Origin of the sequence: Haloarcula halobia (assembly GCF_029338255.1) — an archaeon.
Classification (GTDB): Archaea; Halobacteriota; Halobacteria; order Halobacteriales; family Haloarculaceae; genus Haloarcula; species Haloarcula halobia.
In genome coordinates this window covers 1,233,774-1,258,096 of the sequence record NZ_CP119787.1, presented here as the reverse complement: position 1 = coordinate 1,258,096, position 24,323 = coordinate 1,233,774, and the positions used below count along the sequence as shown (strand labels likewise).

The 24,323-nt window shown below is 69.3% G+C and carries 19 protein-coding genes; 9 read left to right on the top strand and 10 right to left on the bottom strand.

Annotated features, from left to right (window positions below):
* Window positions 1-37: 37 nt before the first annotated feature.
* From P1K88_RS06650 to folP, 3 genes are read left to right on the top strand one after another with little or no spacing between them, the layout of a single operon-like run.
* Entirely contained in the window at window positions 38-568 is a 531-nt protein-coding gene (locus P1K88_RS06650) for a hypothetical protein (protein WP_276413547.1), read from the top strand.
* A gap of 31 nt (window positions 569-599) precedes the next feature.
* Window positions 600-1,388 carry a hypothetical protein gene (locus tag P1K88_RS06645; RefSeq protein WP_276413545.1) on the top strand — a complete coding sequence of 263 codons (789 nt, stop codon included), beginning with the start codon at window positions 600-602 and terminating at the stop codon, window positions 1,386-1,388.
* Window positions 1,389-1,428: 40 nt separating this feature from the next.
* Window positions 1,429-3,867 carry a dihydropteroate synthase gene (gene folP, locus P1K88_RS06640; RefSeq protein WP_276413543.1) on the top strand — a complete coding sequence of 813 codons (2,439 nt, stop codon included), beginning with the start codon at window positions 1,429-1,431 and terminating at the stop codon, window positions 3,865-3,867.
* Between the two features lie 6 nt (window positions 3,868-3,873).
* Here folP and P1K88_RS06635 read toward each other — a convergent pair whose 3' ends face one another.
* The 4 genes from P1K88_RS06635 to P1K88_RS06620 form a co-directional block, all read right to left on the bottom strand.
* Window positions 3,874-5,751, bottom strand: coding sequence for a DEAD/DEAH box helicase (locus P1K88_RS06635; RefSeq protein ID WP_276413541.1), 1,878 nt, complete (start codon window positions 5,749-5,751; stop codon window positions 3,874-3,876).
* 156 nt (window positions 5,752-5,907) lie between these two features.
* On the bottom strand, window positions 5,908-6,960 hold the full coding sequence (locus P1K88_RS06630) for an NAD(P)-dependent alcohol dehydrogenase (protein WP_276413539.1): 1,053 nt from the start codon (window positions 6,958-6,960) through the stop codon (window positions 5,908-5,910).
* 44 nt (window positions 6,961-7,004) lie between these two features.
* Window positions 7,005-7,334, bottom strand: coding sequence for a hypothetical protein (locus P1K88_RS06625; RefSeq protein WP_276413537.1), 330 nt, complete (start codon window positions 7,332-7,334; stop codon window positions 7,005-7,007).
* Entirely contained in the window at window positions 7,334-8,392 is a 1,059-nt protein-coding gene (locus P1K88_RS06620) for a glycosyltransferase (RefSeq protein ID WP_276413535.1), read from the bottom strand. Before P1K88_RS06620 ends, P1K88_RS06625 begins: the two co-directional genes overlap by 1 nt.
* 81 nt (window positions 8,393-8,473) lie before the next feature.
* Between P1K88_RS06620 and P1K88_RS06615 the strand changes: the two genes are divergently transcribed.
* Entirely contained in the window at window positions 8,474-10,273 is a 1,800-nt protein-coding gene (locus P1K88_RS06615; RefSeq protein ID WP_276413533.1) for a S9 family peptidase, read from the top strand.
* Between the two features lie 169 nt (window positions 10,274-10,442).
* Window positions 10,443-10,934, top strand: a complete 492-nt coding sequence (locus P1K88_RS06610; protein WP_276413531.1) for an NUDIX hydrolase — start codon at window positions 10,443-10,445, stop codon at window positions 10,932-10,934.
* On the opposite strand, the gene P1K88_RS06605 is transcribed toward P1K88_RS06610, so the two are convergent.
* From P1K88_RS06605 to P1K88_RS06585, 5 genes are all read right to left on the bottom strand, one after another.
* The gene (locus P1K88_RS06605; protein WP_276413529.1) at window positions 10,927-11,985 is read right to left on the bottom strand and encodes an NAD(P)-dependent glycerol-1-phosphate dehydrogenase; all 1,059 of its coding nucleotides are present in this window, start codon (window positions 11,983-11,985) and stop codon (window positions 10,927-10,929) included. The two genes, P1K88_RS06610 and P1K88_RS06605, sit on opposite strands and share 8 nt — an antisense overlap.
* A gap of 59 nt (window positions 11,986-12,044) precedes the next feature.
* Window positions 12,045-13,031 (bottom strand): NAD-dependent epimerase/dehydratase family protein, encoded by a 987-nt coding sequence (locus P1K88_RS06600; RefSeq protein ID WP_276413527.1) that lies wholly within the window; start codon window positions 13,029-13,031, stop codon window positions 12,045-12,047.
* A gap of 66 nt (window positions 13,032-13,097) precedes the next feature.
* Window positions 13,098-17,645, bottom strand: coding sequence for a glutamate synthase large subunit (gene gltB, locus P1K88_RS06595; protein ID WP_276413525.1), 4,548 nt, complete (start codon window positions 17,643-17,645; stop codon window positions 13,098-13,100).
* Window positions 17,646-18,002: 357 nt separating this feature from the next.
* Window positions 18,003-19,457, bottom strand: a complete 1,455-nt coding sequence (gene proS / locus P1K88_RS06590; RefSeq protein WP_276413524.1) for a proline--tRNA ligase — start codon at window positions 19,455-19,457, stop codon at window positions 18,003-18,005.
* A 44-nt stretch (window positions 19,458-19,501) separates the two neighbouring features.
* On the bottom strand, window positions 19,502-20,212 hold the full coding sequence (locus P1K88_RS06585) for an ATP-grasp domain-containing protein (protein ID WP_276413519.1): 711 nt from the start codon (window positions 20,210-20,212) through the stop codon (window positions 19,502-19,504).
* Between the two features lie 78 nt (window positions 20,213-20,290).
* Here P1K88_RS06585 and P1K88_RS06580 point away from each other — a divergent pair, with 78 nt between their 5' ends.
* From P1K88_RS06580 to P1K88_RS06565, 4 genes are all read left to right on the top strand, one after another.
* Entirely contained in the window at window positions 20,291-20,626 is a 336-nt protein-coding gene (locus P1K88_RS06580) for a DUF7471 family protein (protein WP_276413517.1), read from the top strand.
* A complete protein-coding gene (locus P1K88_RS06575) occupies window positions 20,623-21,126 on the top strand; it encodes a winged helix-turn-helix transcriptional regulator (protein WP_276413515.1) in 504 nt (167 codons plus the stop codon). The genes P1K88_RS06580 and P1K88_RS06575 overlap by 4 nt, the downstream gene beginning before the upstream one ends.
* Window positions 21,127-21,187: 61 nt before the next feature.
* The gene (locus P1K88_RS06570; RefSeq protein ID WP_276413513.1) at window positions 21,188-22,462 is read left to right on the top strand and encodes a DUF7405 family protein; all 1,275 of its coding nucleotides are present in this window, start codon (window positions 21,188-21,190) and stop codon (window positions 22,460-22,462) included.
* Between the two features lie 82 nt (window positions 22,463-22,544).
* Window positions 22,545-23,594 (top strand): DUF7350 domain-containing protein, encoded by a 1,050-nt coding sequence (locus P1K88_RS06565; protein WP_276413511.1) that lies wholly within the window; start codon window positions 22,545-22,547, stop codon window positions 23,592-23,594.
* On the opposite strand, the gene P1K88_RS06560 is transcribed toward P1K88_RS06565, so the two are convergent.
* The gene (locus P1K88_RS06560) at window positions 23,580-24,068 is read right to left on the bottom strand and encodes a DUF7984 family protein (RefSeq protein WP_276413509.1); all 489 of its coding nucleotides are present in this window, start codon (window positions 24,066-24,068) and stop codon (window positions 23,580-23,582) included. The genes P1K88_RS06565 and P1K88_RS06560 overlap by 15 nt on opposite strands.
* Window positions 24,069-24,323 lie beyond the last annotated feature (255 nt).

Below are 24,323 nucleotides of genomic sequence, written 5' to 3'. Positions count from 1 at the left end.
CCAAACGCATTTGCCCGTCCTGGCCGTAGCTAGACGCGTGTCCCGGGTCGCCGACAACCGCCACCTCCTGCTGTTCGCCGGCGTCGTCCTGACCACCGCCGGAGCCGTCGGCCTCGGCCTCGTGGGGGCCGCCGCCACGCTGTCGACGCTGCTCACGGGCGGCCCGATACTCGCGCCGGTCGCGCTCGCCGTCCTCGGGCCGCTCGTGTTGTTCGGGCTCTCACTCGTGCTCGCGGTGGCACTCGCGCTGGAACTGCGCCGGCGCGCGTCGCTGCCGACCCACCAGGGCGTAGCCGACGCCGTCCGTCTGCTCGAGCGCCTCCTCCCGCCGCTGTCGGCGCTGGGTCTCGCGGACCGCTTCGAACCGCCCGAACCGACGCGCGAGGAGCGTCGGGCGGAGCTGGTCCGGCGCTACGTCGACGGCGACCTCTCGGAGGCCGGCCTGGAGCGCGAACTCGAGTCGCTGCTCGAGAGCGAGCCCGGCGAGGAGGCCCCGTCGACGCCCGCCGCGTCGGCCGAGCGGACCGGCCGGGAACACGAGACGCTGACCGAGCGCGACCGGGGGTAGCTTCACGTCCCGGCGGGCCGTTAGAACACGTATGAGAGACTACACGTTCGTCAGGGTCGAGACGGAGGTCGGCCCCGCCGCCCGCGTACTCCGGAGGGTCCCGGGTGTCGCAGTCGGCGACGAGTCCGGGGAGCCGGCCGAGAGAGACGATTTCGACGCCTGGAGGGCGGGGCCGGGGGAGACGCCGCCACCGAACGACACCGCCGTCGACGTGAGCGCCGGCACTGACGACGATTCGGAGGGCGGCCCGACGGACCGTCTGCCGCCGGTCGTCCGCGAGTATGGCCTGCTGGTCGTGGGCGTCCTGTTCCTGCTGGTCGGCGTCGCGAGCGCCGTGCTGTGGTGGCTCCGCCGCCGGAACGCCGACGAGGCGGCCGACCAGCCACCGATGGTCGACAGCGTCGACGAACCCGTCGACGAGTGGCGCCCCGACAGCGACGAGGACACGGCGACAGCGGACACCGGCGACGTCGCGGCCGGCCGGGGGAGCGAGCCGACCGGCAGGCCACGGACGGTCGAACTCACCGACACGGCCGAGTCGACGGTGCTGAGAGAGGAGGCGGCGTCGGCTGGACCGTCCGCGGACGCGGCTGGCACAGCGTCGGCCGTCGAAGCGCCACCGGCCGGAGGCGAGGGGTCGGCGGGAGACGGGCCGGCGGACGGAGTGCAGGCGGCGACGGAAGACGATGCGGCGTCGGCGGACCCGACCAGCGGGGCGGCCGGGTCAGTCGACGTTGCGCCGCTGCTGGGGATGGGCTTTCTCGCCGTCACGGCGGCCGTCGTGAAGTGGGCGCAGCGTGACACGGGCGGCGAACGGTAGGTCCGACAGGCTAAAGCGCGCGGCTCCGATTTGTGCGTGCATGGAGTTCCACGAGGCCGCGAACTTCCTCCTCGAGTTGCGCCGGTTCCCGTCCGGGACCGGCACCGACGCCACGCGGGATCTGCTGTCCGAACTCGGCGAGCCCCACGAGAACCTGCGGTGTGTCCAGGTCGCCGGCTCCAACGGGAAGGGCTCGACCGTCCGGATGGTCGAGCGCACGCTCAGGGAGGCGGGCCTGGACGTCGGCCGGTACACCTCGCCGCACCTGGACGACGTTCGCGAGCGCGTCACGGTCAACGGCCGGAAGCTGTCGAAGGCGGCCCTCGTCGAGTTCGTCACCGAGGTGCGCCCCCATCTCACCACGCAGGGCGCGACCAACGACTCGCCGACGTTCTTCGAGACGCTGACGGCGCTCGCGCTCTGGGAGTTCGACCGCCAGGACGTCGACGTGGCAGTCCTGGAGGTCGGCATCGGCGGCAAGCACGACGCCACCAGCGTCGTCGACCCCGTCGCCAGCGCGGTCACGTCGGTGACGCTCGAACACACGGACATCCTCGGCGACACCGTCGTGGAGATCGCCCGCGACAAGGCCCACGTCGCGCCCGGCGACGCGCCGCTGGTGACCGGCGCGACGGGACGGGCACTGGAAGCGGTCCGGGACGTCGCCGACGAGGTACTGACTGTCGGCGAGGCGGCCGGGGCGGACGTGACGGTGACCTACCGCGGCCGCGAGGGCCTCGAGGCCGCCGTCACGCTCGACGGGCCGGGCTGGCACGCCGAGACACACCTCCCGTTGCTGGGCGAACACCAGGCACTGAACGCGGGGGTCGCGGCAGTGCTGTGCCGGCAGATCGCGGGCGTCTCGGCGGCCGAGTTGGCCCGGGGCTTGCGGAACGCACACTGGCCGGGCCGCTTCGAGGTGATGGACGAGTCGCCCCTGACCGTCCTCGACGGGGCGCACAACCCCGGCGGCGTCGAGCGGGTCGTCGAGACGCTCGACGAGTTCGCGTACGACGACCTGCACGTGGTGGTGGGCGCGATGGTCGACAAGGACCACACCGGCATCGCGGCGGCTCTCTCGACGGCCGACCACGTCGTGGCCTGCAAGCCCAACGTCGACCGGGCGGAGTCGACGTCGGTCGTCGCCGAGGCCATCGAATCGACGACCGACGCCACGGTCGAGACGCGCTCCGACGTCGCCGGTGCACTCGGTATCGCGCTCGACGCCGCCAGCGATGACGACGCCGTCCTCGTCACCGGGTCGCTCTACGCCGTCCGCGAGGCCCGGACGCGGTGGTCGCGGTCGATGGTCCCCAAGCGCGTCGACTCGATTCCCGAGGCTCGCGCGACCATCGAGGCCGCCGACGTCACCGACGCCGGAGCCTGGCGGATGCGCGGGAAGGCCGTCCACCGCGTCCTGCGAACGCGGGTCCAGGTCAGGCAGGCCCAGTACCTCAAGGAGGAACTGCTCTCGCTGGGCGGGGAGTGTGCCATCTCCGGACTGAACAACCAGGACGAGGAGAACGTCGACGTCGTGATGATGGCGACGATGGCGCAGTTCAAGCGGCTGACCGACAAACTCGAGGGGCAACCGTACGGCCTGTCGACGTTCGGCGAGGAACTGCGCGACGCGCTGGGCATCCAGCAGCCGCCCCCGGAGCGGACGTATCCGTGGGACGACGGCACCGCCGTCATGGGCATCCTGAACGTCACGCCCGACTCCTTCCACGACGGGGGCGAATACGACGACGTCGCGGACGCCGTCGACCGCGCCGAGGCGATGGTCGCGGCGGGCGTCGACATCCTCGACGTCGGGGGCGAGTCCACCCGGCCCGGGGCCGACCCGGTCCCCGCCGAGCAGGAGCGCGAGCGCGTCGTGCCGGTCATCGAGGCGCTTTCCGACACGGACGTGGCCATCTCCATCGACACCCGGAAGGCCAGCGTCGCCCGCGCGGCACTCGACGCCGGCGCGGACATCCTCAACGACGTCTCGGGCCTCGAGGACCCCGAGATGCGACTGGTCGCCGCCGAGCACGACGTGCCCGTGGTCGTGATGCACTCCATCGACACGCCGGTCGACCCCGACACGGACGTCGAGTACGACGACGTCGTCGAGGACTGCATCGACCAGCTGACAGAGCGGGTCCTGCTGGCGGAGAAGGCGGGACTGGACCGCGAGCAGATCATCGTCGACCCGGGACTGGGCTTCGGGAAGTCGCCCGCCGAGGACTTCGAGCTGCTGGACCGACTCGGCGAGTTCCGGGCGCTTGGCTGTCCGGTGCTCGTCGGCCACTCCCACAAATCGATGTTCGGCCTCGTCGGTCGGGGCCCGGACGAGCGGGGGTCGGCGACGGTCGCCGCCACCGCCGTAGCCGCCGAGCGCGGCGCGGACATCGTTCGCGTCCACGACGTGCCCGAGAACGTGGCCGCCGTGGACGTCGTCCACGCGGCGAGCGACCCGACGCGGTTCGAGGAGTGAACCCGGTTATTCCGCGTCGGCTGGCGATTCGACGGCCTCGCTCTCCGTCTCGGTGACCTGGATGCCCTTCGAGGCGAGGTGGCGCATCTGCCGTCGGACGAAGTCCTCCTCCGTGGTGCCCCGCGTGGCGAGCAGGATCATCCGCGCGTCGCCCGCCGGTCGCATGGTCCGGCCGGCGCGCTGGGCCCCTTGTCGGCGGGACCCGCCCAGACCGGAGGCGACGACGGCGAGTTCCGCGTCGGGCAGGTCGATACCCTCGTCGCCGACCCGGGAGACGACCAGCGTGTCGCGTTCGTCCCGGCGGAACTCCCCGAACAGCCGCTCACGCTCGACGTGTGGCATCTCCCCGCTGATGAACGGCACGTCCAGCGCCTCGCTGAGTGCCCGTCCCTGGTCTAGGTACTCGACGAACACCAGCGCCTTCGCCGCGGGGTGCTCGGCGAGCGTGTAGCGGACCTCCGGGACCTTGCCGGAGTTCGACGCGGCGGCCTGCCGGCGGTCGTGGCCCGACGTGGCCGCGTACTCGGTCCGCTCGTCCTCGGTCCCCCAGGGCACGAGCCGTATCTCGACCGCCGGTTCGGCGACGTAGCCCTCGTCGAACAGCTTGCCCCAGTCGGTCCCGATGGGCGGGCCGACGAGCGTGAATATCTCCTCCTCGTCGTCGCTCTCCCTGGTGGGCGTCGCGGTGAGGCCGAGGCGGTGTTTGGTCTGGAGGTCGGCACTGCGGCGGTGGATGGGCGAGGGGATGTGATGCACCTCGTCGAAGACGATGAGCCCCCACCGGCGCTGGTCGAACAGTTTCCGGTGGCGGTCCATCCCCGCCGTCCGATAGGTGGCGATGGTGACGGGGCGAATCGACTTCTCGCCGCCGTGGTACTCGCCGATGTCGTCGTCGGAGAGCGAGGTGTGGCGCACCAGTTCGTCGTGCCACTGGGTCGCCAGTTCCCGCGAGGGCACGAGTATCAGCGTCTCGCCGCCGACGGCGGCCATCACACCCATCGCCGCGACGGTCTTGCCCGACCCAGGCGGCCCGACGAACACGCCCGAGCCCTGGTCGACGAACCGTTCGACCCAGTCCTGCTGGTAGTCCCGCAATCCGAGCAGGAGGTCCATCTCGAGGGCGTCGCCGGTCTCCAGATCACGCTCGTCGCGGACCGGATAGCCGGCCTCGTAGAGGACCCGCTTGATCTCGGCGGTGCTGTCCTCGTTGACCCACGACTCGGAGTCCGATATCGGCGCCCGGAGGTGGTCCTCGTCGAGTTTCTGCCGGGCGACGTTGCCCATCAGGTCGTCGTTCTCCGCCGCGAGGACCACGTAGCCGTCCTCGTGGGTGTACAGGCGGAACTTCCGGGCGCGTTCCCACTGGCCCGTCACCCACTCCTCGAGATGCGGCGACCGCTCGCCCAGCACGTCCCGCATCGTCGACAGCAGCGCGTCCAGCGAATCGTGTGGCGCGGCCCAGATGTCCTCCTCGCGAATCTCGTAAATCGACCCGCCAGAGCGGTTGCTGTCCTGTAACCGGGCGAACTGCGAGAGCTGTGCGCGGGTGAACTGCTCGGGGTGCTCGACGACGATCTCACGGCGGTCCGGGAAGAGGATCACCCGCTCGCGCTTCGTCACTTCGCCGACGTCGGTGGGGTACCAGACCGACTCGGCCTCCGAGACGTCGTGGCGCTGTATCTGTCCGTCGTCGGCGAGCGCCGCCAGCGCCTCGCGGGCCTCGTCGGGCGTGAGGTCGGTCTTCCGCGAGAGCTCGGTCGCCGTCAGGTGGGGCCGGCCGACGGCGTCGAACGCGTCGTAGACGGCGTCGAGTTCGACGGGTCGGTCGCTGTCTGCGTCGGGGTCCGTCGAGCCGTCCCCGTCGGCTGACTCGTCGTCTGTCACTGGCGTCCGTAGTGGTCGAACGGTCAAACGGGTTTCGTCTACGGCCGCTGGCCGATAGCGAGCGCGAGCGCGTCTCGACCGAGAACGGGCACCGATCCGATTCGTCGGCAGCGAAACGGGAGCCTTCGGGGCCCCTGTCCCGATCCGCTGCAGCGGTCACTCGAAGTCGATCAGCGGTTTGACGATGTCCCCCTCTTTGGTCTCCATGAGGCGGAACGCCTCGTCTGTCTCCTCGAAGGGGAACTCGTGGGAGGTCATGTGCGTCGGGTCGACGCGGTCGGCCTCGAGCAAGCGGAGGAGCCGTCGGAGACGGGCCCGACCGCCCGGACAGAGACCCGTCGTGATCGTCTTCTCGGCCATGCCGACGCCCCACTCCTCGCGGGGGATGTTCACGTACTCGCCCTCGCCGTGATACCCGACGTTCGAGATCGTCCCGCCGGGTTTCGTCACCTTCACGCACTGTTCGAACGTTTCGGTGCGCCCCAGCGCTTCGATGGCCGAATCGACCCCTTCACCGTCCGTCAGGTCCATGATCTGTTCGACCGGATCGCCCGCCTCGAAGTCGACGATGTCGTCGGCACCGTATTCCCGGGCGAGTTCCTGTCGGTTCGGGACCGTCTCGACGGCGATGATGCGCCCGGCTCCCTGCAGCGCCGCGCCCTTCGTGGCCATGAGCCCGACAGGTCCCTGCGCGAAGATCGCGACGGTTCCTCCGATGGGGATGTCGGCGTTCTCCGCGCCCATGAACCCGGTACTCATCATGTCGGTCACGTAGGCCGCCGCCTCGTCGGTGACGGACTCGGGGATGTGAGCGAGGTTCGCGTCCGCCTCGTTCACGTGGACGAACTCCGCGAACGTGCCGTCCTTGACGTTGGCGAACTTCCAGCCACCGAGCGCCTGGTTCGACTGCGAGGAGTGTCCGTCCTGTGCGGCGGCCGAGCCCCAGTCGGGCGTGATCGCGCCGACGGCCACTCTGTCCCCCGGTTCGAAGTCCTCGACTGCCGCACCGACCGTGTCGACGATACCGACGACCTCGTGCCCGAGCGTGAGGTTCTCGCGTTCGCCGATCGCGCCGTGGACCGTGTGTACGTCGGACGTACAGACGAGGCCCTTCGTCGGCCGAAGAATCGCGTCTGTCGGTCCCGGTGCTGGTCGTTCTTTCTCGGCGAATCCGACCTCACCGAGCTCCGTCATGACGAAGGCTTGCATGGATGTATCACCACACTAAATGTAGATTGAACTACAATATAAACCTACGGCCCGGACTCGCCCAGCGCACGCCGGCGTTCCTCGAGGTACGCGACGACCCCGAAGACGTTGACAACCGGCAGCGCCGCCGCGTGGACCCACGTCAGGTCCGGGTCGTCCGGTCGCCGCCTGACGTCCAGGTAGACGCCAACCGGGATGAGAAGCTCCACGAGGACGAACGCGAACGCGGCGAGACGCAGCGGGACCGAGTACGTCGCTGCGAACGACGACCGGCCGGCCAGACTCAGGCCCAACAAGAGCAACAAGAGCGACAGGCCGACGACCTCGGGGACGACGAGCGCGAGCGCCAGCCGTCTCTCCTCGCCGGTTGCCATCAGACGAACCCGTACTCCTCAACCAGGCGGTCGAACAGTTCCTCGTACTCGACCCGGATTGCGTCGTGGTCGAAGGACGCCCACGACTCGTCGACGTGCTTGCGTTCGAAGTCGGCCGACGCGACGATGCGGTCGGCGATCTCCTGGGGAGTGGTGACCCTGAAGCTCCGGTCGCGCTGTTCGATGAGCTCGTGGGCGCTGGACTCGGCCTGGTACTCGACGATGCCGAGACAGCCACAGGCCATCGCCCACAGCAGTTCGGTTGCGAAGTACTCCCTGAAGGCCGTCTGGACGAAGACGTGGGCGCCCTTGTAGATGGAGACCCGCCGCTCGCGGTCGCAGGCCCCGACGAACTCGACCCGGTCGTCGATGCGCAGGTCCGCGGCCTCCTGCTCGTAGGTCTCGCGCTCGGGGCCGTCGCCGATGACCGTCGCCGACCAGTCTTTCTGTCGGAGTTCGGCCAGGCCGAGAAAGAGCGCGTTGACGTTCGCGCTCTCGTCTAACGGGTGGGCGTAGACGACGTCCACCTCCTCGGCGGGGTCGGCCTCGCGGACCAGATCCATGTCGATGCTCTCGGGCAGGACGGTGGTCTGTTCGTCGGGTGCGCCCCGCTCGCGGAGGGTCGTCCGGACCAGCTCGGAGGGCGTGACGAGACAGTCCGGCGTCCGCAGCGCCGACCGGGTCATCCGTCCCTCTGGCACGGACTCGTCGCCGAACCAGTCGACGACCAGCGGCGCGCGGGCCAGGAACCCCCCGGCACTGGCGGCCAGCACGACGGAGGGTGGCTCCGGTATCGCGTAGACGACGTCGGGACGAGACCGGGCCAGCAGGGCCGGGAGCCGCGTACAGAAGGAGGGGGCCGTCGGCGAGACGGTGACCGCCCGGTAGGTCACCGACTCGGGGGCAAACCGGCTGTCGTGGCCGTCCCACCACTGCGAGCAGAACACCGAGACGTCGTGGCCCGCCTCGGCGAGGTCGGTCGCGATCCGTTCGACCCGCTCGCGGCCGGCCGTCTCCCGGTAGTGACTCGTCTCCATGGCGACGACCGCGACACGCATACTGGCGGGGACGACACCGGCCGGCAAAAATCCCCCCGTTCGCCACAAACTGTTTTGCCGGTGCCCCGCCTTCGGGGTGGCGTGTACGAGTACGACCTCGAACGCTACCTGAACGTCCGCAGCGCCTACGGCGCGTCCGTCTCCGCCGACGGGACGCTCTCCTTTCTCCTGGACACGACAGGCGTGGGACAGGTCTGGACCCTCGAGGAGCCACGCGGGTGGCCCGAACAGCGGACCTTCTTCGACGAACCGGTCGGCTTCGTCGACTACGCGCCCCAGCGAGACGAACTCGTCTTCGGGATGGACGAGGGGGGCAACGAGCGCGCCCAGCTGTACCGCCTGGACAGCGAGAACCGCATCACGAACCTCACCGCCCACCCCGAGGCGAAACACCGCTGGGGCGGGTGGCGACACGACGGGGAAGCCTTCGCGTTCGCCTCGAACCGCCGGGACGAGGCCGTCTTCGACGTCTACGTCCAGGGGCGCGACGTCACCGGCACCGACGCCGAACTGATACACGAGGGCGACGGGTGGCTCTCGGTCGGTGGGTGGTCGCCCGACGACAGTCACCTCGTCGTCAGCGAGGCCCACTCCAGTTTCGACCAAGACCTCTACGTGCTGGACGTCGAGCGCGGCGACCTGACACACCTCACCCCCCACGAGGGGACCGTCCGCTATCTCAGCGCGTCCTGGGGCCCCGAGGGCGACGGCCTCTACCTCGTCACCGACCACGACAGCGACCGGCTGTACCTCGCCCGCCTCGATCTGGACGGGACGCTCGAACCGGTCCGCGAGGACTCACAGTGGAACATCGACGGCGTCGCGCTGGACCAGGCGACGGGGCGCATCACCGTCTCGCGCAACGTCGACGGCTACAACGAGCTGACCGTCGGCGAGCTCACGGGACCGACGACAATCGACTCGTTTCCCATACCGGACCTGCCGGGCGGCTTGGCCGGCGGCGTCGCGTGGGGCCCCGACGCCGACCGCTTCGCGGTCAGCGTGACGGGCCGGACGGTGAACACGAACCTCTTCGTGGTTGAGACGGAGACGGGCGCCACGGAGCGCTGGACGGCCGCGTCGACGGCCGGCATCCCCCGCGAGACGTTCGTCGAACCCGCGGTGGTCCGCTTCGAGTCCTTCGACGGTCGGGAGATTCCCGCGCTGTTCTCGCTCCCCGACGGCGCTGGTGAGGACGGCGACACGCCGGTCATCGTCGACATCCACGGCGGTCCCGAGAGCCAGCGCCGGCCCTCCTTCGCGGGGCTGACCCAGTACTTCCTCTCGCGGGGCTACGCCGTCTTCGAGCCCAACGTCCGCGGGTCGACCGGCTACGGGACGGCCTACACCCACTTAGACGACGTCGAGAAACGGATGGACTCGGTGAAGGACCTCCGGGCCGGCGTCGACTGGCTACACGCTCACCCGGCGGTCGACGACGACCGAATCGTCGCGATGGGGGGGTCCTACGGCGGGTTCATGGTCCTCGCGGCGCTCACCGAGTACCCGGACCTCTGGGCGGCCGGCGTCGACGTCGTCGGCATCGCGAACTTCGTCACGTTCCTCGAGAACACCGGCGAGTGGCGCCGCGAGCTCCGGGAGGCGGAGTACGGGTCGCTGGAGGACGACCGCGAGTTCCTCGAGTCCATCTCGCCGCTCAACAACGCCGACCGCATCGCCGCGCCGCTTTTCGTCCTCCACGGGGCCAACGACCCCCGCGTGCCGGTCGGGGAGGCCGAACAGATCGCCGCCGAGGTCGAGTCCCACGGCGTCCCGGTCGAGAGACTTATCTTCGAGAACGAGGGACACGGCATCAGCAAGCGCGAGAACCGCATCGAGGCCTACTCGCGCGTCGTCGAGTTCCTGGACGAACACGTCTGAACGAGCGAGGCGAATCGGACGTATTTAAGAGCATCCTGCGAACTCCTGGGGAAACCGGAAGACTGCGCCCCATCGTGTTCACCGACGGGGCTGCAGTCTATCGATTGTGCCCAGTAACAGAGATGAAAATAATGAACGACTTTATACGCGGTCCTTTCGAGATGTCAGTATGGTCAGCGACGGGGGGACCCGGGAAGACATCCAGGACCGGCTGGAACGCCTGGAACAGGTCTACGGGGCAGTCACGGTGAACCAGACCACATACGAGGTCGACGACGAACAGTACCGGCGGGTCGCTACCGAGAGCGGACGGGAGGGGGCCGAAGTCCACGTGGTCGTCCGCAACGAGGCCGACGACGTGCTGGTCCGCGATGGCAAGCGCGGATGGACGGTGCCCCGCGGACAGATAACGGGCGAGGAGACGCCCAAGGCCGCGGCGAAACGCATCGTCCGGGAGAAGGTGGGCGTCGACTGCGTCATCGAAGACGTCGACAGCGCCACCATCACCGGCTACTGCAACAGCGACGACCCGTCCGCGGAGACGGTCTACCAGCTGGTCATCGTCTTCACGGCGGACGTCGACGAACCGCCGTCCAAGGAGACCGACCGGGTCCGCTGGGACGCCGAACCGTCCGTAGCCGGCATCGAGTCGGTCAGATGACGCCCGTCACCGTCGCCGCCTCGAGCGCCGCGTCTTCGCTCATCCCGTCGCCCAGGATGGTGTAGCGGTCGCGAATCTCGTGGGCGGTCGTCAGCGCCTCGATGACCGTCTCGCCGTCAATGCCGAGTCCCTCGGCAGTGGTGGGCGCACCGATGGCCGCGAGCGCGTCGCGGACGTCCCGCCAGCGCCCCTGGGGCCCGGTGTGGAGGTACTCGGTCATGACGGCGCCGACGCCGACCTGGTGGCCGTGCAGCGCCGACCCCGGCGCGAGGCGGTCGAGTTGGTGCGAAAAGAGGTGCTCGGCGCCGCTCGCGGGACGGGAGGACCCCGCGATGGACATCGCCACGCCCGAGGAGACCAGCGCCTTCACGACGATCCAGGCCGACTCCTCTAACCCCTGCTTGATGGAGTCGGCGCTCTCGACGAGCATCTCGGCGGTCATCTGGGCGAGCGCGCCGGCGTACTCCGAGTAGGGGACGTTCTTCAGCCGGTGGGCCAGCTCGTAGTCGCGGACGGCCGTGAAGTTCGAAATGATGTCCGCACAGCCTGCCGTGGTGAGTCGCCACGGTGCCTTCGAGAGAATCTGTGTGTCGGCGACCACGGCCAGCGGCGGTTCGGCCGCGACGCTATGGCGGGTGTCCCCCTCCGGGACCGACCCCCGACCCGAGACGATACCGTCGTGGCTGGCGGCCGTCGGGACCGAGACGAAGCCCAGTCCCAGGTCGTCGGCCGCCATCTTCGTGATGTCGATGGCCTTCCCGCCGCCGACCCCGATCATGAACCCCGCGTCGACGTGCTCGGCGTGGCTGATGACCTCCTGTACCGCGGCGAAGCTGGCCTCCTCGATGACCACCTCGGCGGGGTCGTAGCCCGCCTCGGCGAACTGCCGGACGACCCGCTCGCCGGCTACCTCGTATGGCGTGGGCGACGAGACGACCAGCGGCTTGCCGCTGAGATGGAGTTCGGTGACGGCGTCGATGGTCTGGTCCAAGACGCCGTGGCCCACCACGACGTTGCGCGGCAGGCGAATCCAGGTGGTCTTGTCGAACATACACGCCTGTCGTCCCCCGGGGTACAAATCGGTTTGTCCTGCGGACACCGGGCGGGCGTTCACTCGGGCAGCGCGTCCAGCACCGCCCGTTCGACCGCCCGGTCGGGACCGTACTCCCGCCCGGTCCGGTCGTTGCGCCGGTGCTCCGCGACGGTCCGCTCGAGGGCAGTCCCGTGATCGGTCGACGACCAGCCGAGCGACCGGAGTTTCGCGACCGAGAGCAGATGTGGCGGGTCGCGATAGACGGGGAAGTCCTCGGGTTCCAGGCCCGCGGTCGCGAGGGCCCGCCTGCTCGCGCCGACCGTCTCGACGCTCGTCTCGCAGGCGTCGGCGAGCAGGTCGACCCACCCGCCCAGCGTCGGCGCGTGCTCGTCGCCGACGTTGTAGGCCTCGCCGGCCGTCCCCGAGTCGGCGACGACCCGCAGCGCGCTCGCGACGTCCTCGACGTAGGCCATCTGCCAGAGGCTCAGGCCGTCGGCGGGGACGACGACGCGGTCGAACGCCCCCACCCGCTCGACCCAGTAGGCGAAGCGCTCGGTGTAGTCGTGGGGCCCGTAGACGACGGTCGGCCGGACGCTCATCGCCCGCACGCCGTCGGCCGCGGCCCGGAAGACTTCCCGGTCGCCCTCGGCCTTCCGCGGGCCGTAGGTCGCGCGGCTGTCTGTCGTGGCCTGGTCGTCGTCACAGGGCACCAGTCCGGTCTCGCCCTCCCGCTTGGGGACCCGTTCCTCGCCGTAGGCGGCACCGCTCGAGACGTAGACGTAGGCGTCGACGTCGGCGAAGACGTCCGTCGCGACGCGCACGTCCGCGGGGAAGTAGGCCACGCAGTCGACGACGACGTCGGGGTCGACCTCCCGGCGGGCGACTTCGAGCGTCTCGCGCTCGCGACGGTCACCGCGCACGTGGTCGACGGCCGGGTCGTCGGCGAAGGGGTTCTCGTGGCGCCCCCGGTTGAGGATGGTCACGTCGTAGTCTGCGTCCAGGAACTCCGCGACGGCGTGGCGGCCGATGAACCGGGTGCCGCCGATGACGAGGGCACGATCCATACCGGCGTCTCGGACGGGAGCGACAAAACGGGTCGGGTCGCGGTGGGCCAAGCCGCAGTCGACTGGTCAGTCGTCCGTCGACGCGGCGAACTCCGCCTCGGTGGCCTCGGCGACCTTCGAGGCGGCCTTGGGCGGTTCGTTGCGGACGTCGTCGCGTTCGCGGTCGGCGATGACCTCGGCGTAGGCGTCGGGCATCACCTTCGTGAAGTTGTCCAGTTCCGCGTCCCAGTCGTCCAGCATGTCGGCCGCGAGTTCCGAGTCGGTGTAGGCGGCGTGGTTCTCGACCAGGCGGGTGATCATCTGTCGGTCCTTGCCCTCGAGGGTCGCCTCCATCGAGGCCATCCCGTCGTTGAACCGCTCCTCGAAGGTGCCGTCGGGGTCGTAGACGTAGGCGACGCCGCCGGACATGCCGGCCGCGAAGTTCTTGCCCGTCTCGCCCAGGACGACGATGGCACCGCCGGTCATGTACTCACAGCCGTGGTCGCCGACGCCCTCGACGACGCCCTTGACGCCCGAGTTGCGCACCGCGAATCGCTCGCCGGCCATCCCGTTGACGTAGATCTCGCCCTGGGTCGCACCGTAGAGCGCGACGTTGCCGATGACGATGTTCTCGCTGGGGTCGTACGGGGCGTCTCTGGGCGTCTTCAAGAGGAGTTTCCCGCCCGAGAGGCCCTTGCCGACGTAGTCGTTGGCGGTGCCGGTGAGGTCCATCGTCACGCCGTCGGTGAGAAACGCGCCGAAAGACTGGCCCGCCGTCCCGTGGAAGTCGACGTGGATGGTGTCGTCCGGGAGTCCCGCCTGGCCGTACTGCCGGCTGATGCGGTTCGAGAGGGTCGCGCCAACCGCGCGGTCGACGCTGGATATCTCGGTGTCGATGACGACCGGTTCCTCGTGCTCCATGGCCGGTTCGGCGGCCTCGAGCAGGTCCCAGTCGAGCTGCTCGTCGACCTCGTGGGTCTGTTCGCGCTGCTTGTAGCGGCCGTCGTTGTCGGCCGGTTCGGCGATGACCGCAGAGAGGTCCAGCTGCTTCGCCTTCGGCTGGGTGACGTCGTCGCGCTGGGAGAGGACGTCGACGCGGCCGATCATCTCCTCGACGGTCTCGAAGCCGAGTTCGGCCATGATCTCGCGCAGCTCCTGGGCGACGAACGTCATGTAGTTGATGACGTGCTGCGGTTCGCCCGGGAAGCGGCTGCGGAGGTTCTCGTTCTGGGTGGCGACGCCGACCGGACAGGTGTTCTCGTGGCACTGCCGGGCCATCACACAGCCGGAGGTGACCATCGAGGCGGTCCCGAAGGTGTAGCCCTCGGCGCCAAAGAGCGCGGCGACGGCCACGTCGCGGCCGGTCTTCATCCCGCCGTCGGTGGTGATCTTGATGCGCGAGCGCAGGCCGGTCGCGCGGAGCATCTGGTTTGCCTCCGCCACACCGAGCTCCCAGGGGAGCCCCGCGTTCTTGATGGACGTCTTGGGCGAGGCGCCGGTCCCGCCGTCGTGGCCAGAGATGTGGACCACGTCGGCGTTGGCCTTCGCGACGCCGGCCGCGATCGTGCCGATGCCGTCCTCGGCGACCAGCTTGACGTTGATGTCGGCCTCCGGATTGCTTGCCTTCAGGTCGTGGATGAGCTGTTTCAGGTCCTCGATGGAGTAGATGTCGTGCAGCGGCGGCGGCGAGATGAGACCGACGCCCGGCGTCGCGTAGCGGACGTGGGCGATCATCTCGTTGACCTTCTTGCCGGGGAGGTGGCCCCCTTCGCCGGGCTTCGAGCCCTGGGCCATCTTGATCTGGAGTTCGTCGGCCGCTGCCAGGTAGTCCGAGGTGACGCCGAAGCGCCCCGAGGCCACTTGCTTGGTCGTACACTCCTTCTCGGTGCCGAAGCGCTCGGGCGGCTCGCCGCCCTCGCCGGTGTTGGCGTTCGCCCCCAGGCGGTTCATCGCGATGGCGTTGTTCTCGTGCATCTCCGGCGAGAGCGAGCCCAGCGACATCGCCGCCGTCTCGAAGCGCTCGACGATGTCCTCGACGGGTTCGACGTCCTCGATGGGGATGGACTCGCGGTCCGAATCTAGTTCGAGCAGGCCACGCAGGGTCTGTAGTTGCTCGTTCTGGTCGTTGACCAGCTCGGCGAACTCCTTGTAGATGTCGTAGTCACCCATGCGGACGGCCTGCTGGATCTTGCCGACCGTGTTGGGGTTCCACTGGTGGTGGATGCCGTTCGAGCGGAACTCATACTCGCCCTGGCGGGGCATCTCGGGTTCGTCCTCGCTCCAGGCGACCTCGTGGCGCTGGAGGAGGTCCTCCTCGATGTCCTCGATGCCGATGCCCTCGGTCCGGCAGGTCGTCCCCTCGAAGTACTCGGCGACGAAGTCCGAGGAGAGGCCGACGGCCTCGAAGATCTGGGCACCCTGGTAGGACTCGACGGTGGAGATGCCCATCTTTGCCATGGTCTTCAGCAGGCCGTCCTCGACGGCCGTGATGTAGGCGTCGATGGCGTCGGGCAGGTCCGCGCCGTCCGGGCCGGCGACCAGATCCTCGATGGTCTGATAGGAGAGGTAGGGGTTGACCGCGCCGGCGCCGTAGCCGATGAGCGTCGCGAAGTGGTGGACCGCACGCGGGTCCGCGGACTCGACGACGAGGCCGACGTGGTTGCGCAGGCCGTTGCGGACGAGGTGGTGGTGGATGCCGCCGACGGCGAGCAGCGAGGGGATGGGAACGCGGCCCTCGCCGGCCGCGCGGTCCGAGAGCACGACGATATCGTGCGCTTTCGCCGCCTCGTCGGCCTCCGCACGCGCCCGTTCGACGGCCTCGCGGAGGTCGCCACCCTTCTCGTAGGTGATGTCGACGACCGCCGTCGACATGCCGTTGGCGTCTATGTCCTTGATCGCGTCCAGCTCCTCGTCGGTGAGGATCGGCGAGTCGAGCACCAGCTGTCGCGCGTGGGTCGAGGACTCCTCGAGCAGGTTGCGCTGGTAGCCCAGTCGCGACTCGAGCGAGGTCACGAGCTCCTCGCGGATGTAGTCGAGCGGCGGGTTCGTGACCTGCGCGAACAGCTGCTTGAAGTAGGTAAAGAGCGGCCGGTTGAACTGCGAGAGCACCGACAGCGGCGTGTCGTCGCCCATCGAGCCGACGGGGTCTTTCCCCTTCTCGGCCATCGGCTCCAGCAGGTGGTCCACCTCGTCGTAGGTGTAGCCGTACATCGCCTGGTAGCTGCGCAGCCGGTCGACCGAGTGCTGGGGGGTGTTGTCCGCACGGTCGGTGATGTCGGCGATGTCGACCTGTTCCCTGGCGACCCACTCGCCGTACTTCTCGTCGGAGATGTCCTCGAAGACCTCCTCGTCGGGGATGACCCGTCCCTCCTCGGGGTCGGCGAGGAAACACTGGCCGGGCTGGAGGCGGCCGCGTTCGGTGATCTCGCTGGCGTCGTGGTCCAGCGCACCCGCCTCGGAGGACATCACGAGCGTGTTGTCCTCGAGGATGTCGTACCGGCACGGGCGCAGGCCGTTGCGGTCCAGCACCGCGCCGATACGCTCGCCGTCGGTCGCCGCCACCAGCGCGGGGCCGTCCCACGGTTCGACCAGCGAGGCGTGGTAGTCATAGAAGTCGCGCCGGTCGCCGGTCACGTCGTTCATCTCGCCGCGCCAGGCCTCGGGGATGAGCATCCGCAGCGCGTGCGGGAGGTCACGGCCGCCCTGCAGGAGGAGTTCGAGCGCGTTGTCGACGCTCGCGGTGTCGGACTGCTCCGGGTCGTCGATGATGGGCTTTACCTTCTCTAAGTCGCCCCCGAACCGGTCGCTCGCGATGTCCGTCTCGCGGGCGCGCATCCAGTTGATGTTGCCCTGGATGGTGTTGAACTCGCCGTTGTGGATGATTCGGCGGTAGGGGTGTGCGAGGTGCCAGGCGCCGAGCGTGTTCGTCGAGAAACGGGCGTGGACCATCGCGAACGTCGACCGCATGCGCTCGTCGGAGAGTTCGGGATAGTAGTCGGGGAGCTGCTCGGCCTTCAGGAGGCCCTTGTAGACGACGACGTCGGTGGCCAGCGAGACGACGTAGAACCGCTCGTGGCCCTCGGGCCGCTCGTTCTTGACGGTGGTCTCGAGGGCGCGGCGGCCGACGTACAGCTGGTTCTCGAAATCCTGGCCCGTCCACCCGGACGTCGACGTGACGAAACACTGGACGACGTCGGGTTCCGAATCGAGCGCCGTCTGTCCGAGGTCCGAATTGTCCGTGGGAACCGTCCGCCAGGCGACGACATCGAGCCCCTCGGCGGCCAGTTCCGTCTCGACGAGGGCTTTCAGGTCCGCGGCGGCGCCGTCGTCCTGTGGCAGAAAGAGCGTGCCGACGGCGTACTCGCCCGGGGCCGGCAGGTCGGCGTCGACCTCATCGGCGAAGAACTCGTGGGGCACCTGGAGCATGATACCGGCCCCGTCGCCGGTGTTCTCCTCGGCGCCCGTCGTCCCGCGATGTTCCAGGTTCTCGAGCAGTTCGAGCCCGTCCGATACTACCCAGTGGTCGCTGCCGCCGTCGAGGTCCATGACCACCCCGACACCGCAGTTCGACCGCGTGTCCGTGGGGTCTACGAGCCCGGCCCCGCTCGCAGACTCGCCAGTAGGTCGCTCAACCATGTGAACCATTCTTACGACTACTGGTACAAGAGCGTGTCCCTCTAAGGCTAAGGGGCTGTTAATGCCAAACTAGGGGATATAAGGTATATTGACACATATATAATGACCATGATGATAGTTCGTGAACAGTCGCCACGGTGCGAGAACCAGGCCGTCGAAGGCAGCGAAACCATTGTAGAGACAACAAGAAATCGACCCCGGTCTGCCGATTGTATGACCGGAGTCTGACGCCGATTTATATACACCGGTGTCCGATGCACTCACGGGGGCACGGAGAAACGTCACACGCTCCCTCCCCAAAACCGTCTTCCGAAACGTCGAAACCAGGGACGCGGTCGCGAGTGCGTTCGGCCGCGCTCAGTAGCTCTTCGCGAAGTACGCCGTCTCTTCGGCGGTCTCGCCACAGATGGCACACGCCTCGTGGATGGGCTCCTCGTCGCGGTCCAGCGGGACCATCACGATCTCGGCAGCGATGGCCTCCTTGATCGGATCCTCGCACTCCTCGTCGCCACACCAGCCGGCTTTCACGTAGCCGCCGTGCTGGCCGATGGTGCCCAGAATCTCTTCGCGGGACGCGGCCTCCCGGATCTCGCCTTCCAGCGTCTCTTCGGCGCTGGCGTACAGCTTGGCGTGGACGGTATCGAGGTGCTCGGCGACGGCGTCGGCGATGCCCTCGCGGTCGACCGTCGCGGTCTCGCCGTCGGGGCGGTGGACCAGCGTCGCTTCCCCGTCCTCGACCTCGTGGGGCCCGACCTCGACGCGCAGGGGGACGCCGTTGAGCTCGTGTTCGTTGTACTTGAAGCCGGGGTTGCGGTGTTCGCGGTCGTCGAGTTCGACCCGGACGCCGGCCGCCTCGAGTTCCGCGGCCAGGTCCGCCGAGTACTCGAGTATCTCGTCTTTGGTGTCCTCCTGCCAGATGGGGACGACGACGACCTGGGTCTCGGCGAGCGCGGGCGGGAGCACGAGGCCCTGGTCGTCGGAGTGTGTCATGATGAGCGCGCCCATCGCCCGCCAGGAGAGGCCCCACGACGTGGTGTGAGCCGTCTTTTGGGCTTCGTCCTCGTCGACGTAGGTGAGGTCGAAGGCCTCGGCGAAGGAGGTCCCCAGGTAGTGTGAGGTCGCTCCCTGGACGGTCTTGCCGTCGGGCATCAGCGCCTCGACGGTGGTCGTGGTGTGGGCGCCGGGGAACTTGTCGTGGGCCGGCTTGCGTCCCTCGAGCACCGGCATCGCCAGCACGTCCTCGTAGAGGCGGCGGTACTGGTCGAGACGGGTCATCGTCTCGTCCCACGCGCCCGCCTCGTCAGCGTGGGCGGTGTGGCCCTCCTGCCAGAGGAACTCCTTGGTGCGGAAGAACGGCTTGGTCTCGGTGGCCTCCCACCGGACGACCGAACACCACTGGTTCAGGCGAAGCGGCAGGTCACGGTGCGAGCGGGTCCACTTGGCCATGAACGGCGCGATGATGGACTCGCTGGTCGGCCGGACCGCCAGTCGCTCCTCGAGTTCCTCGTGGCCGCCGTGGGTGACCCACGCCACCTCGGGATCGAACCCCTCGACGATGTCTTTCTCCCGTTCGAGGTACGACTCCGGGATGAAAAGCGGGAAGTAGGCGTTCGTGACTCCGGTGTCCTTGAACCAGCCGTCGAGGTGGCCCTTGAGTCGCTCCCAGATGGCGTACCCGCGTGGCCGCGTGACGATGAACCCGCCCATGGGGGCGTAGTCCGCCAGGCCGGCCTTCTGGACGACCTCGGCGTACCACTCGCCGGGTGAATGCTCCTTGCTCTCCGTGATGCCGAGTTCCTGCTCGCCACTCATTGTCGGATTCGTGGCCGGTGCCGGTAATAAACTCCCCGTTCGCGTCACGCGCCGATGGTCGTCAGCGACGCGACGGCGTCGGCGACGTGCTGGTCCATCCGGGCCCCGGCGAACGTCGGCGCGGGGTCGACGTCCACGGCGTAGGCGTCGTCCGCTCGGACGAAATCGACGGCGACGGCCCGGGCGCCAAACCGGCTCAGGAGTTCGCGGACTCGCGTCGCCGGCCCCACTTCGACGTCTGTGGTGGCGATCAGGTCCTCGAGGCCCGAGAGTTCCGAGCGCACGGTCACGGCCCGGACGTGTGTCTCCCGGCCGTCGTCGACCGCGTAGTACCGCTGGGTGACCGGGTCGGCGTCGAGCCGGCGCTGGTAGAACGTGTCGGCACCGGCGTCCCACCGGTAGCACCCCCGCTCGACGTACTCGTCGGGGCGCACCGGCGGGTCCGCCCGCACTTCGGGGACCGGACAGTCGACGGCCTCCAGGGCCTCGAGCGCGACCAGGCGCGAGGCCAGGGCCGTCGTCGGGACGAACCCGTTCCAGGTCTCGACGCCCACCCGGTCCGCGTAGCGCAGCACCTCGAAGGACGTCCGGCCGAGAGTCGCCCCGACCAGCGCATCGAGGGCGTCCACGTCGTCGCGTGCCACCAGGTCCGTCGGGTCCAGGAACCGGATCTTGAATCCGCGCGCCGAGAGTCGCTCGGCGACGGGCCAGAACGTGGGGTGGGCCGGTTCACAGAGGAACCCGATGCGGTCCATACCCCGGGGTCGCAGGGCGAGGTGAAAAAAGTCCGCCAGAACCGAACGAGTGAGGTGCATCGAGTCCCGAGCTCCGGCATGGTTTGGCCCCTCCCCCTGGACGTCCAGGCCGGCGGCCTGCAGACGGACGTCGTCTTCGTCCTCGCGGTGTCGGCCGTGGCGACTGGGGTGCTGTGTGCGCTCGGCGTGGCGGCCTATCACCGTCGCCGTTCGCGAGCGTACCTGCTCGTCGCCCTCGCCCTCGCGGCCCTCGTGGCCCGACCGCTCGTCGGCGCCCTCTCGGCGACGTCGCTGGTCTCGCCGGAGACACACCACCTGCTCGAACACGCTATCGACGCCGTCGTCGTGGTGCTGGTCCTCGGTGCCGTCTACTACGCCCGCACCGTCGAGCGGCGACTGGAGGGAGACGCATGAGCGAGACGCGCGACCGCATCGACCGGCACATCGAGGCCAACCCGGGCGTCCACTTCCGGGAGCTGACCCGCGCGCTTGACCTCGCGACGGGACAGGTCCAGTACCACCTCAAGCGCCTCGAGTCGGTCACCGAACAGCGCTGCAACGGCCGCACCCACTACTACCCGGCGGGATACGGACCGTGGGAGCGGCGGACGCTGGCGTATCTCAGACGGGAGACGGCACGGGACGTCGTCGTACTGTTGCTGGCGGCGGGCCAGGCGTCGCCGGCGGCGGTCACCGAGGAACTGGGCGTCGCCCGGAGCACGCTCGAACACCACCTCGAGGGCCTCGTCTCGGCCGGCGTCGTCGCGAAGCGCCGGGCGGGCAACCGGGTCACCCTGTCGCTCCGTCGGCCCGCGGCGACGGCCGGCCTGCTCCGGACCGTCGAACCCTCGTTCGCCGGACGCCTCACCGACCGCTTCGAGCGCCTGCTCGACCAGCTCCTCGAGGGGACGTGAGGCGACCGGTTTCGAGCGGCGTACCACAATCGTCATGCGAACGCAGCGGCTAGCGAGCGTGATGACCGGACGCGGAATCTCCCGTCGCGAGTTCGCCAAGAGTGCCGTCGCCATCGGCGGGGCCGCCGCGCTCGCCGCCTGTCTGGACCGCGGCGCCGGATCGATACCGGCGGGGACCGACGACCCGTCGAGGCTGCCCGAGCGCCAGCACGCCTGGGACGCCGCCCTGGCCACCGACGACGCGGGCAACCCCCGGATGGCGCGCCACCACGTGCTGTTGCTGCTCGAGTACGCTGGCGAGGGGACGCCCACCGACACGGAGCGGGCGCAGGTCGAGGACGCGCTGACGTCGCTCGAACGCGCCTACGAGTGGAGCAACGAGGGCCTGCTCTTTACGCTGGCATACGGCCCGACGTACTTCGAGCGGTTCGAGACGGGGACGCCCGCGGGCATAGACCTGCCGGCCCCCGAGGCGCTGGCACCCTTCGAGGACCCCGACCCGGACACGCCCGACGCACTGCTCCACCTCGCGAGCGACGACGAGCGGGCCGTGCTCGCGGCCGAGGAGGCGCTGAAAGGCGAGACCGACACCGCGAACGGCCACGAGATGGCGGCGGCGTTCGACGGCGTCTTCGAGACGGCCGACCGCCGGACCGGGTTCGTCGGGGCCGGCCTCCCCGCCGCAAACCAGGACGTCGACGGCATCCCGGACTCCGAACCCGTCTCCGAGGACGCCCCCCTGTTCATGGGTTTCAAATCGGGGTTCAAGGGCAACCAGGCCACCGAGGACCGGGTGACCATCGACGACGGCCCCTTCGCCGGTGGGTCCACCGAGCACCTCTCCGTTATCCGCCTGCAGCTCCAGCAGTGGTACGAACAGGACTCCAGGGACCAGCGCGTCTCGAAGATGTTCTGCCCGGCCCACGCGGCCGAGGACCGGGTGGAGGGGGTCGGCGAGAACCTCGGGACCGACAGCGGGGTCGGCGAGTGCCCCGAGGACGTCGTCGAGAGCAGTCGCCGCGAGGGCGTCGTCGGTCACGCCCAGAAGGCCGCCCAGGCACGCGACGACGAGGACAGCCCGCGCATCCTCCGCCGGGACTTCGACTCGACGGACGGCGGCGAGGCGGGCCTGCACTTCCTCTCCTTGCAGGGCTCCATCGCCGACTTCGTCGAGACCAGGCAGGCGATGAACGGCACCGACGTCTCGGAGAACTCGGCAGTCGGGCAGCGCGTCAACAACGGCATCCTCCAGTACATGCGCGTCGAGCGGCGGGGCAACTACCTGCTGCCGCCCCGGTCGCTGCGGGCCCTGCCGCCGGCCGACCCGTCGCAGTAACTCGCAACCGGGCGGACCCGGGCTGGTCGTTTTCGCCCCGCGTACCAGAACCGTCTTTCACGAGAGGTAGATAGGGACGTACATGAACAGACGACAGTTCCTCGCCGGTGCCGGCGCCGCCGGGGCGTCGCTGGTGGCGGGGTGTGGGTCACTGCGCTCGCAGTCGGCGCGCGCGCCGCCGCTGGTCGAAGCCCGTCCCGACGCCACCTACCGCCCCACCCACAGGGAAGGGATGGACATGGTCGGGATGAGCGAGGCCGGCGACTACATGGTCGGGTTGACCTACTCGTTTCCCCACCGGTTCTGGACGGTGACCGGGACGGACGCCGAGCGCGTCGACATCCGCGAGGAAGACAGCCTCCACCTGATGGCGAGCGTCTGGGACCCCGAGAGCGGGACCGTCCTGCCCGTCTCCGCGGGCGTCTCGATCTCGGTCGAACGCGACGGCGAGACGGTCGCCGACAAGCAGCCCTGGCCGATGGTCTCCCAGAACATGGGCTTTCACTACGGCGACAACTACGCCCTCGACGGCGAGGGGGTCTACCAGCTCACCGTGCGCGTCGAGGGGATGACCGAACGCCGCCTCGACGCCTTCGAGGGTCGTTTCGGCGAGGCCGGCGAGGCCACCGTGGAGTTCGACTTCGCCGACGCCGCGCTCGAGGGGCTCGCCTACGAGGAGTTCCCCGAGACGCAGGGCGAGCGGGCCGCCCTCGACCTGATGGAGATGGAGATGATACCGACCTCGCAGGTCCCCGCCCCCGGGTCGCTACCCGGGACGGTGCTCGGGACCGCCAGTGGGAGCGACGCGGAGTACGTGGCCCTCTGGATGCGTGACGCGCCGTTCCTCGGCGACGGCGAGTCCTACCTCGCCGTATCGGTCCGCACCCCGTACAACCGGGTGCCGCTCCCGATGATGTCGCTCGACGGTGCCGTCGAGGCCGACGGCGAGACGGTCTTCGAGGACGCCCTGCGGGCGGCGCTCCACCCGGGCGTCGGCTACCACTACGGCGCTGTGGTGCCGACGGCGGCGGCCGAACCCTCGGTGACCGTCGACGTGGTGGCCCCGCCGCAGGTCTCGAGACACGAGGGATACGAGACGGCCTTCCTCGGGACGCCGTCACTCTCCTTCTAGGGCGAATGGGCTCGGGGTCTCCTGCCAGGGCCAGCCGGGGAGCCGCGTCTGGACGCCCGCGGCCAGCGCCGCGTCCAGGTCGTCCGCGCCGGCGGGGTCCTCGCTGGCGCCGTGCGTCCGGACGTCCGCGACGTGGAACGTCGCCTCCGCGAGGAGGCGGAGCGGCTGGTCGCCGGCCACGACGGCGGCGAGTTCCCGGCCCAGCAGCTCGTCGACGACGAAACCCGGGTAGTCCCCCTCGACGTCCAAGTCCCGGAGCAACCGGGAGAGGGCGGCCACGTTGACCGCCCGGTCCCCGTCCGCGAACACCGCCGCGACGGCCTCGTCGTACTGCGTGTCCGTGACGGTGGCGACGTCGACGTCGAACTGCTCGCCCAGGTGCTCGCGGGTGTCGTTGATCAGCGGAACCACGACCGACCGCCGGTCGCGAATCCACGCGTACTCCTCGCGGACGACGGTGGGGGTGACGCGCATGGGGGTGCCGTCGCGTGGCGGGAGCATACGCCTTGTGCCGGAACCGGGATTCCTGTCCCCGGCCCAACAGGCCCACGTAGTGCGAAGCCTTTTATATTGTGAGGGGAATACCTCGGGTAGAGGCCGATTTTCCGGGCGGAGTTCCGTTCCGGAGAGATATACAAACTGTATGACACCCGTAGACAGCGTTCATCCCGCAGGTGCCGGGCCGACCGCCAGCGAGGGCGGGGCCCGCCTGTCGGTGACACCGACCCC

Excerpts from the sequence above, each read along its gene's own strand:
- P1K88_RS06605 (WP_276413529.1), bottom strand. The coding sequence starts at position 11,985 with ATGTTCGACAAGACCACCTGGATTCGCCTGCCGCGCAACGTCGTGGTG.
- folP (WP_276413543.1), top strand. The coding sequence starts at position 1,429 with ATGGAGTTCCACGAGGCCGCGAACTTCCTCCTCGAGTTGCGCCGGTTC.
- P1K88_RS06565 (WP_276413511.1), top strand. The coding sequence starts at position 22,545 with ATGAACAGACGACAGTTCCTCGCCGGTGCCGGCGCCGCCGGGGCGTCG.
- P1K88_RS06630 (WP_276413539.1), bottom strand. The coding sequence starts at position 6,960 with ATGCAAGCCTTCGTCATGACGGAGCTCGGTGAGGTCGGATTCGCCGAG.
- proS (WP_276413524.1), bottom strand. The coding sequence starts at position 19,457 with ATGAGTGGCGAGCAGGAACTCGGCATCACGGAGAGCAAGGAGCATTCA.
- P1K88_RS06625 (WP_276413537.1), bottom strand. The coding sequence starts at position 7,334 with ATGGCAACCGGCGAGGAGAGACGGCTGGCGCTCGCGCTCGTCGTCCCC.
- P1K88_RS06610 (WP_276413531.1), top strand. The coding sequence starts at position 10,443 with ATGGTCAGCGACGGGGGGACCCGGGAAGACATCCAGGACCGGCTGGAA.
- P1K88_RS06560 (WP_276413509.1), bottom strand. The coding sequence starts at position 24,068 with ATGCGCGTCACCCCCACCGTCGTCCGCGAGGAGTACGCGTGGATTCGC.
- P1K88_RS06585 (WP_276413519.1), bottom strand. The coding sequence starts at position 20,212 with ATGGACCGCATCGGGTTCCTCTGTGAACCGGCCCACCCCACGTTCTGG.
- gltB (WP_276413525.1), bottom strand. The coding sequence starts at position 17,645 with ATGGTTGAGCGACCTACTGGCGAGTCTGCGAGCGGGGCCGGGCTCGTA.
- P1K88_RS06580 (WP_276413517.1), top strand. The coding sequence starts at position 20,291 with ATGGTTTGGCCCCTCCCCCTGGACGTCCAGGCCGGCGGCCTGCAGACG.
- P1K88_RS06575 (WP_276413515.1), top strand. The coding sequence starts at position 20,623 with ATGAGCGAGACGCGCGACCGCATCGACCGGCACATCGAGGCCAACCCG.
- P1K88_RS06620 (WP_276413535.1), bottom strand. The coding sequence starts at position 8,392 with ATGCGTGTCGCGGTCGTCGCCATGGAGACGAGTCACTACCGGGAGACG.
- P1K88_RS06570 (WP_276413513.1), top strand. The coding sequence starts at position 21,188 with ATGACCGGACGCGGAATCTCCCGTCGCGAGTTCGCCAAGAGTGCCGTC.
- P1K88_RS06600 (WP_276413527.1), bottom strand. The coding sequence starts at position 13,031 with ATGGATCGTGCCCTCGTCATCGGCGGCACCCGGTTCATCGGCCGCCAC.
- P1K88_RS06645 (WP_276413545.1), top strand. The coding sequence starts at position 600 with ATGAGAGACTACACGTTCGTCAGGGTCGAGACGGAGGTCGGCCCCGCC.